This is a genomic window from Flagellimonas onchidii (assembly GCF_004804315.1).
Classification (GTDB): Bacteria; Bacteroidota; Bacteroidia; order Flavobacteriales; family Flavobacteriaceae; genus Flagellimonas; species Flagellimonas onchidii.
Genome location: NZ_SRXX01000003.1, coordinates 313473 through 319597, shown reverse-complemented (window position 1 = coordinate 319597; position 6125 = coordinate 313473). Strand labels below are relative to the sequence as shown.

General features: G+C 37.9%; 6 protein-coding genes. 3 read left to right on the top strand and 3 right to left on the bottom strand.

The features are described 5' to 3' along the window. Window positions 1-238 precede the first annotated feature (238 nt). Window positions 239-1852: a thiol-activated cytolysin family protein gene (locus tag E4661_RS05270; RefSeq protein WP_136465774.1), complete on the bottom strand. Its 1614-nt coding sequence runs from the start codon at window positions 1850-1852 to the stop codon at window positions 239-241. Window positions 1853-2161: 309 nt separating this feature from the next. Between E4661_RS05270 and E4661_RS05265 the strand changes: the two genes are divergently transcribed. Further along, window positions 2162-4048, top strand: coding sequence for a tetratricopeptide repeat protein (locus E4661_RS05265; RefSeq protein ID WP_136465773.1), 1887 nt, complete (start codon window positions 2162-2164; stop codon window positions 4046-4048). A 22-nt stretch (window positions 4049-4070) separates the two neighbouring features. Here E4661_RS05265 and E4661_RS19035 read toward each other — a convergent pair whose 3' ends face one another. Next, complete coding sequence (locus E4661_RS19035) at window positions 4071-4229, bottom strand: hypothetical protein (protein ID WP_168796330.1); 159 nt, start codon at window positions 4227-4229, stop codon at window positions 4071-4073. Window positions 4230-4569: 340 nt separating this feature from the next. Between E4661_RS19035 and E4661_RS05260 the strand changes: the two genes are divergently transcribed. After that, complete coding sequence (locus E4661_RS05260) at window positions 4570-4902, top strand: DUF4345 family protein (protein WP_168796329.1); 333 nt, start codon at window positions 4570-4572, stop codon at window positions 4900-4902. Window positions 4903-5151: 249 nt separating this feature from the next. Here the strand turns inward: E4661_RS05260 and E4661_RS05255 are convergent, their stop codons facing one another. Beyond that, window positions 5152-5430: a hypothetical protein gene (locus E4661_RS05255; protein WP_136465771.1), complete on the bottom strand. Its 279-nt coding sequence runs from the start codon at window positions 5428-5430 to the stop codon at window positions 5152-5154. Between the two features lie 271 nt (window positions 5431-5701). Between E4661_RS05255 and E4661_RS05250 the strand changes: the two genes are divergently transcribed. Then, the gene (locus E4661_RS05250; RefSeq protein WP_136465770.1) at window positions 5702-5998 is read left to right on the top strand and encodes an antibiotic biosynthesis monooxygenase family protein; all 297 of its coding nucleotides are present in this window, start codon (window positions 5702-5704) and stop codon (window positions 5996-5998) included. Window positions 5999-6125 lie beyond the last annotated feature (127 nt).

Here is a 6125-nt window from a genome sequence, read left to right as displayed (position 1 = left end):
TTGTTTGGCAAGTTCTAATAATCCTAACTTTGGTTTGATGATCTTTTCTTCTGTACTCATCTGACAAATCTAATTTAAGGGTTAAACTAATTTATTAAGATTGTCAGATTAAGTCTTAACTATTACATATAAATTATTGTTTATTGAAACTTGTCAATTGCCCATTGATAATTAAAGAACAGCCGGCATCAGGTTGTTGAACCCAACCTGAGCGGCCAGCTGCATAGATTGTCCGTTCTTAATTACAACTTACACTCTTGAATGTGTACTCAGTACAAAGACCTAAAACGCGTTTGGAACAATAGGCCTCATAACAGTATTCCTTATCCAAATATCCAAGCTTTTGCTCACCAAGGGTTCTCCAGATCACATCCCAGAATTGGAACTGAATAGTGACATCATGTGTACCTTCGGGCGGAGCCATACTAAAGAATATGTTCTGTTTATCCACTTTTTCCCATTCGGTCTCTTTTACCGTCTGTGTGCCCTTCACTTTATAAGAGAATCGGAATCGTACATCGACCAGAATCTTTTTTCGAAGCTTTGCATTCTTATGAACATACTCAAACGTGGTACATTTTTCAACACGATAGTCGGTATTGTATCCCATTTTGGCTATTCTGTTGTCCTTTAAATATTTTACGGTATAACCGATTGGTGCTCCAGGGTTATCACGACTGTAGAGCGCTCCTTCTGAAATGACATAGTTAAGACCTCCCTTGCCTTCTTCTATTTCACTTCCTGTAATCACTTCGGTGGCCACTTGCGCATTTCCCCCAATGGTCACAACATTGATAGTCGATTCCTTGATGACTTTTTCATATTCAGCATTAATTTCAACTGTGGCACCTTTTTTAGCGGTTTTGTACTCCAAAACAGCTTCTAGATTTACATCGGTTTCCGTATCCGTGGTTTCCATTCGCATCATTATGATTCTTCCATACTGTACCGAACTCACATATGCTGGTGGATTTTCATTGGAAAGAATGGACTGGGCTGTCGCCAAATCTACATCATTACCAAAAACAGCGGCCGGACTTTCCGGGGTTTCCATGACCACGTCATAAAAAACCTGTCTATACAATAATGTTGCTACTCTTTTCTCTGTAGTCTTGGTATAATCAAATTGTGATTCAAAAGATGACCCTTTGGACCATTCGGTGCTTACACCAAGGTCAAGACTCATTTGTTCCCGGCTATATGCGGTAGTTTTCTCAAAATAGGTATCCGCATCAATTTCATAACCTTGAGGTTGTATTTGTCCATTCCAGTATTCAAGCGCTTCATCAATACTGGCCTGGGTATTCTGAAAGGTGGGATCATCAACCGTGATATTACCGCCGTCTCCTATCCCTGGCAAATCTACCCTAAGTTTTGTAGGGGCCTTGGAAACTTGTAGGGGCAATGGAGCTCCATTCAACAATTCTCCATTTCCAATGACCAAAGCTCCTGGGTAAATCACACCTATGGTTGGATCAAAGACCACTACGTCCTCAAAATTGGAGCGGATGTTATAATCAATGGTTCTACATTCTGTGATCCAACCTAAATCCGTATTTTTATTTGTTCGGTCATTGGTCGGCTCAGTACCAGTGGTGCTTTGAACATTTAAAATTTGTTCGGGATCATAGTTTAAGTTGGCTATCGCCGCATTGATTGCATCAAGATCTGAATTGTTTTCTGGTTCGGGAGTTTCCTCCTCTGGATTTTCAGTCACAGGGTTTTCTCCCCCACCGGTCTCAACAGGTGGTTCTACGGGCTCAATTTCGCTGCCGCAGGAAATTACACCTAATACTGATACACTTACCAGTATTATCATAAATACTCTTAAGGTTTGGTGTTTTGTTTTCATAACTTTTTGGTTTTTAGGGTTCAACACTCCAAACCTAGAAGAGAAAATCCCTCAACCCTAATTTTGAACATGGACAAAGCATGGACACCAAGTACGTATGGACGCAAAATCATGCATGGACAAGAATAATTTAAGCAGTAAACAAAAAATCCTTTAACATCAATAAAATCAATGCCTTATAGAAGTACGTCAAGTATCCCGAAACTTGTTTTAGCATGGACTTTATATGGACTGGCCATTTTTGACCAGGAAGAAGTCATGTCAGAACAATCGATTTAATAGGTATCTTGGTGTTATAATCAACCTCTCATGAAAAAGCTAAGATTTTGTTTGACGGTAATTCTTTTTGCCCCGTTATGGTGTTTAGGTCAACTTCAAGGACAGGAAAGAATTGATAGTTTAAATACCGTATTAAACAAAGTCAATTCTGTTAAAGAAATAATTGATACATATGATGAGCTATTTGAATCATACATTTATGTGAATGCAGAGAAAGCATTTAAGGTTGCTCAAAGAATGGATTCAATTTCTCAAAAAGAAGAGTATAGTCAAGGGGTCATAACAGGCAAATTAAATCTTGGTTATTACTATTACATAGAGGAAAAAATTGATTCTGCTGAGTTTTATTTGCGAAAAACCCTTGAACTATCAAAAGGAAATTATCATAAGGACATTGTCCTAACTGCACTGGAGAACTTATCATTGGTAGAGGCACATAAAGGAAATTACTTAGTATCAAACCAAATACTCGATTCTCTTGGAACGCTATATTTAAAAGACAACAAAAACCTGCGATATGGTGTTACCATCAACAATATTGCTGCCAACCACTATGATCAAGGAAACTACCTAAAAGCAATGCAGGGTTATAAAAAGGCGCTTAAAATATTGGACACAATAAAAGAAGAGCCTTATAGAAAAGCTGATGTTTTAAGAAACATTGGAAAGTTGAATACCAGACAAAATCACCTTGAAGAAGCCCTAACATATCTATCATCTGCGTTATCCATTTATCTCGAAATTGAAGACAATCTTTATGCCGCTTCTACTTATATCGATATGGGTAGTGTTTATTCCGATATGGAAGATTTCGAAAAAGCTCTTGAATTTTACGAAAAAGGATTAAAACTTGGGGAGGAAAGTAATCAAGGAAGTATCGTCGTTTTGGCATTGGGAAATATAGGAATTGCCCATTTGGAAATGGGAAATCATATAAAGGCCATAGACTTCTTGGAAAAAAGTCTTGAATACGAGGGTTCTACACTTTCAGATATTAATCGCACGATTTATTTGTACCAAATCGGGAAATCTTATACCAATACTGGAGCTTTTGATATAGCAGAGATTTACTTGGATAGTTCCATATTCATCGCAAAAACTAACAAAATTGGTAATGAACTCATAAATGCAATGGAATTAAGATCATTCAATCATGAGCTGAGAGGTAACCTCGATAGTGCATTAAGCGATATTAAACTGTCATATGACATAAAAGACAGTCTATTTACTATCGAAAATGCCAAAAAAATAAAAGAACTACAAACCATCTACGAAACCGAAAAAAAAGAAGCTGAAATAGCCCTTCAGGAAGAAGAAATCAACACTTTAAATGAAAAAGCCAAGGTCGACAAGCTTACCAAAGGACTCTATGCCGGAGGTATGGCCTCTGCCCTAGGCTTGTTCGGATTGTCTGTCTTTGGATATAGACAGCGCATCAAAAAGAATCGCATCGCTCGCGAAAAACAGGAAGAAATCTACAAACAGGAAATCGAGCACAAGAAAAAGGAGTTGACTAGTCAAACTTTACACCTAGTGCAGAAAAATACCTTTATCCAAGAACTCAAGGAAAATCTTGAAGGCCTAAAAAACTCACCAGAAAAATTTAAGGTGGAGTTCCGACGTATTGTGATGTTGCTTAAAAAACAGAATGCTTCCGATAAAGATTGGGAAGTATTTAAATCCTATTTCTCCGAAGTGCATAACGACTTTGACCAAAAACTCAAAACGCTCTACCCTGATATTTCTGAAAAGGAAATCCGTTTGGCGGCTTTTTTACGAATGAATTTGACCACTAAGGAGATTGCTGCCACTTTAAATGTGCTCCCTGATAGTATTCTTAAATCCAAATATCGTTTAAAAAAGAAATTAGGCTTGGATAAGGAAATCGATTTGACAGGCTTCCTGAGAACTTTATAAATTATCAATACGCTCCGGAACGTCAAGAAGCTCTTGAACCACCAGAAAAACCAGAACCAGATGTATCGGATTGGGTTTCAAAATTTTGAAGGTTCTCCTCTTCTTCCACACTTTCCGTTGTACAGGCCACAAACGAAGTAAAGACAAAAGCCATAACGGATAAATAAAATAATTTTCTCATTTTCTAAGTTTTAATTGATTCGAATATAATTAAAAAAACTAAGATTTTTTTTATAATAATTAGAGATATTCTGACAGAATTTAATAAGCAACCATACACTCATAAAAGTTTGAAGCAAACAATATCCTTAAATCCAAATACAGGTTAAAAAAGAAGCTGGGATTGGATAAGGAAACTGATTTGACCAGCTTTCTTAATACGTTATAAGATTATCCATTACCAGGATCACTGGGCATAGCTGTAACCGGCCTAGATTTACCATTTGCAGATTGGTCTTCCAAAATTTGAAGGCTTTCCGTTTCTTCAATGTCTTCTGTTGTACATGCAGTAAATGCAGTCAATGTCAACCCAATGGCAAGCAAAGCCAATAAAGAACTACGCCAAAAACTCTGGAATCACAATTGCTAACGATGTTGACCTGCTTAACGAGGTCAGGGGAACCAGCGCCGTAATGTTAATTGGCGCCATTGTGGTGCTCCTAGGAATCTTTATTCCCATGTTTACCTTTACCTCCCATATTATTGCCATTTTACTCTTTCTCGGCTTTGCCGTGGGGCGGTTTGTAAGCATCGCCGCTGACGGACAACCCAACAAAAAAATAAAACAAGGTATTGTGTTCGAATTGGTTTTGGGCACAGCAAACGTTGTCTATCTGGTTGCAATGCTGGGGTAACTTCTTTCATCAAGAAAAGCACAAACAAACGCTTCGTCAGTTCGAGTGATTTTCTTTAGAAAATTGTATCGAGAACTAATTATTACAGTAACCATTTAATTCTCGATACAAATTTTGCTCATGATTATAAACAAAATTCACTCGAATTGACGCATTTTAACCTTGCACCTCAAAAAGGACAAGTTCAAGTTTAACGTGTCAAAGCTTAAATGCTAACAATCTAGAAATCCAACAATCCAACCATCTCAATTAACTTTCAACCCTAATCCCCTCAATACACTCCCAAAGCCCTTTAACGCTAAAGAGGGCATCTTTTTCTTCTTGGCCGATAAAAACATGGGAGTCATAAATGGCAATATCGTGCAGCAATTTTAGGGCCTTTACCAAATCGGGAGCCTCTAGGGCATGACAATACTCCAAGAGTTCTTTTTGGGCTGTAGTTAGTGGCGGATTGTTTTTTGATTCGTCTTTCGTAGCGTGGTCAGCGGTACAGTGCGGACATGGCTTTTGACCATTTTGTGTTGACATAATAAAACGGATTAAACATGAATAAAAAAGGGAGGGTCACCGTCAACACATTCCAAGCAACGCTTAGATAGGCCTCGGGACTTACACCCGTATGCCCTCCCGGGCTCTTCTGTTTAAACCAATTTCGAGATTTTCGCATTGCGAGATTTATAAAATGTGTTGACGAAACAAATGTACGTTATATCTGAAAACATTTAACCAAATACTTGTTGATAAATCCTTGACCTATCGCTCCCGCAAGATTGTATCTTGTGGTTTCTAAATATTAAAGATGATACACATCATATATAGCTGGAAAGTAGCCCTTGAAAACCTCGAACTTTTTATAGAAATCTGGAAAAGAACCACCAACGAAATCCACAAAACGGTCAAAGGAGCCCGAGGTAGCTTTATGCTTCAGAATGATAGCGATACCTCTGCAGTGAAAACGATAGCCCGTTGGGATTCCCTGAAGGATTGGGAACGGTTTTGGCAGGATAGCAAGCCCACTCAAATGCAATCCATGCACGACTTGGGCGAACGCACTTCTGTGGAAATTTTTAAGGAAGTGGATGATTTCACGAGATAAAAAGAATTCTTATCGAAATGAAGTAATCCTCTTTTTTGTTATCCTATGTAGCACGCCAAGAGAATACCAAATGACATAAAAGAGAGCTATATACAGTTTATTCTGAAACTAAATTTGAATAAGTATA

What these genes read in the sequence shown, in the direction of transcription:
- E4661_RS05270 (WP_136465774.1), bottom strand. Translation starts at nt 1,852, where the DNA reads ATGAAAACAAAACACCAAACCTTAAGAGTATTTATGATAATACTGGTA.
- E4661_RS05255 (WP_136465771.1), bottom strand. Translation starts at nt 5,430, where the DNA reads ATGTCAACACAAAATGGTCAAAAGCCATGTCCGCACTGTACCGCTGAC.
- E4661_RS05250 (WP_136465770.1), top strand. Translation starts at nt 5,702, where the DNA reads ATGATACACATCATATATAGCTGGAAAGTAGCCCTTGAAAACCTCGAA.
- E4661_RS05260 (WP_168796329.1), top strand. Translation starts at nt 4,570, where the DNA reads ATGTCAACCCAATGGCAAGCAAAGCCAATAAAGAACTACGCCAAAAAC.
- E4661_RS19035 (WP_168796330.1), bottom strand. Translation starts at nt 4,229, where the DNA reads ATGAGAAAATTATTTTATTTATCCGTTATGGCTTTTGTCTTTACTTCG.
- E4661_RS05265 (WP_136465773.1), top strand. Translation starts at nt 2,162, where the DNA reads ATGAAAAAGCTAAGATTTTGTTTGACGGTAATTCTTTTTGCCCCGTTA.